This is a genomic window from Cytobacillus firmus NBRC 15306, from assembly GCF_001591465.1.
GTDB classification, from domain to species: Bacteria; Bacillota; Bacilli; order Bacillales; family Cytobacillaceae; genus Cytobacillus; species Cytobacillus firmus.
Genome location: NZ_BCUY01000167.1, coordinates 1 through 2,946, shown reverse-complemented (window position 1 = coordinate 2,946; position 2,946 = coordinate 1). Strand labels below are relative to the sequence as shown.

Annotated in this window: 1 rRNA gene; it reads right to left on the bottom strand. The window is 53.4% G+C overall.

Features of this window, described 5'->3' with window-relative positions:
• A 23S ribosomal RNA gene (locus BFI01S_RS21405) occupies positions 1–2,936 on the bottom strand.
• Positions 2,937–2,946 lie beyond the last annotated feature (10 nt).

Sequence of the window (2,946 nt, the reverse complement as noted above, 5' to 3'; positions counted from 1 at the left end):
TTGGTTAAGTCCTCGATCGATTAGTATCAGTCAGCTCCACATGTCGCCACGCTTCCACCTCTGACCTATCAACCTGATCATCTTTCAGGGATCTTACTAGCTTGACGCTATGGGAAATCTCATCTCGAGGGGGGCTTCATGCTTAGATGCTTTCAGCACTTATCCCTTCCGCACATAGCTACCCAGCGATGCCTTTGGCAAGACAACTGGTACACCAGCGGTGCGTCCATCCCGGTCCTCTCGTACTAAGGACAGCTCCTCTCAAATTTCCTGCGCCCACGACGGATAGGGACCGAACTGTCTCACGACGTTCTGAACCCAGCTCGCGTACCGCTTTAATGGGCGAACAGCCCAACCCTTGGGACCGACTACAGCCCCAGGATGCGATGAGCCGACATCGAGGTGCCAAACCTCCCCGTCGATGTGGACTCTTGGGGGAGATAAGCCTGTTATCCCCGGGGTAGCTTTTATCCGTTGAGCGATGGCCCTTCCATGCGGAACCACCGGATCACTAAGCCCGACTTTCGTCCCTGCTCGACTTGTAGGTCTCGCAGTCAAGCTCCCTTGTGCCTTTACACTCTGCGAATGATTTCCAACCATTCTGAGGGAACCTTTGGGCGCCTCCGTTACTTTTTAGGAGGCGACCGCCCCAGTCAAACTGCCCACCTGACACTGTCTCCCGCCCCGATCAGGGGCGCGGGTTAGAATTTCAATACAGCCAGGGTAGTATCCCACCGACGCCTCCACCGAAGCTGGCGCTCCGGCTTCTCAGGCTCCTACCTATCCTGTACAAGCTGTACCAAAATTCAATATCAGGCTACAGTAAAGCTCCACGGGGTCTTTCCGTCCTGTCGCGGGTAACCTGCATCTTCACAGGTACTATAATTTCACCGAGTCTCTCGTTGAGACAGTGCCCAGATCGTTACGCCTTTCGTGCGGGTCGGAACTTACCCGACAAGGAATTTCGCTACCTTAGGACCGTTATAGTTACGGCCGCCGTTTACTGGGGCTTCGATTCAAAGCTTCGCTTGCGCTAACCTCTCCTCTTAACCTTCCAGCACCGGGCAGGCGTCAGCCCCTATACTTCGCCTTGCGGCTTCGCAGAGACCTGTGTTTTTGCTAAACAGTCGCCTGGGCCTATTCACTGCGGCTCATCAGGGCTATTCACCCTAATGAGCACCCCTTCTCCCGAAGTTACGGGGTCATTTTGCCGAGTTCCTTAACGAGAGTTCTCTCGCTCACCTTAGGATTCTCTCCTCGCCTACCTGTGTCGGTTTGCGGTACGGGCACCTTTTCCCTCGCTAGAGGCTTTTCTTGGCAGTGTGGAATCAGGAACTTCGGTACTAAATTTCCCTCGCCGTCACAGCTCAGCCTGTGTGGTAACGGGATTTGCCTCGTTACCGGCCTAACTGCTTGGACGCGCTAATCCAGCAGCGCGCTTACCCTATCCTCCTGCGTCCCCCCATTGCTCAAACGGTAAAGAGGTGGTACAGGAATATCAACCTGTTGTCCATCGCCTACGCTTTTCAGCCTCGGCTTAGGTCCCGACTAACCCTGAGCGGACGAGCCTTCCTCAGGAAACCTTAGGCATTCGGTGGATGGGATTCTCACCCATCTTTCGCTACTCATACCGGCATTCTCACTTCTAAGCGCTCCACCAGTCCTTGCGGTCTAGCTTCAACGCCCTTAGAACGCTCTCCTACCACTGACATCGGAAGATGTCAATCCACAGCTTCGGTGATACGTTTAGCCCCGGTACATTTTCGGCGCGGAGTCACTCGACCAGTGAGCTATTACGCACTCTTTAAATGGTGGCTGCTTCTAAGCCAACATCCTGGTTGTCTAAGCAACTCCACATCCTTTTCCACTTAACGTATACTTTGGGACCTTAGCTGGTGGTCTGGGCTGTTTCCCTCTTGACTACGGATCTTATCACTCGCAGTCTGACTCCCATGGATAAGTCTTTGGCATTCGGAGTTTGTCTGAATTCGGTAACCCGATGGGGGCCCCTAGTCCAAACAGTGCTCTACCTCCAAGACTCTTACTACATGAGGCTAGCCCTAAAGCTATTTCGGAGAGAACCAGCTATCTCCAAGTTCGATTGGAATTTCTCCGCTACCCACACCTCATCCCCGCACTTTTCAACGTGCGTGGGTTCGGGCCTCCATCCAGTGTTACCTGGACTTCACCCTGGACATGGGTAGATCACCTGGTTTCGGGTCTACGACCACATACTCATTCGCCCTGTTCAGACTCGCTTTCGCTGCGGCTCCGTCTTATCAACTTAACCTCGCATGTAATCGTAACTCGCCGGTTCATTCTACAAAAGGCACGCTATCACCCATTAACGGGCTCTAACTACTTGTAGGCACACGGTTTCAGGATCTCTTTCACTCCCCTTCCGGGGTGCTTTTCACCTTTCCCTCACGGTACTGGTTCACTATCGGTCACTAGGGAGTATTTAGCCTTGGGAGATGGTCCTCCCTGCTTCCGACGGGATTTCTCGTGTCCCGCCGTACTCAGGATCCACTCTGGAGGGAACGAAGTTTCAACTACAGGGCTTTTACCTTCTCTGGCCGGCCTTTCCAGACCTGTTCATTTACCTCGTTCCTTTGTAACTCCGTATAGAGTGTCCTACAACCCCAGGAGGCAAGCCTCCTGGTTTGGGCTAATCCCGTTTCGCTCGCCGCTACTCAGGGAATCGCGTTTGCTTTCTCTTCCTCCGGGTACTTAGATGTTTCAGTTCCCCGGGTCTGCCTTCCATACCCTATGTATTCAGGTAAGGATCCTATCCCATTACGGATAGGGGGTTTCCCCATTCGGAAATCTCCGGATCAAAGCTTACTTACAGCTCCCCGAAGCATATCGGTGTTAGTACCGTCCTTCATCGGCTCCTAGTGCCAAGGCATTCACCGTGCGCCCTTTCTAACTTAACCTACTTCGGCC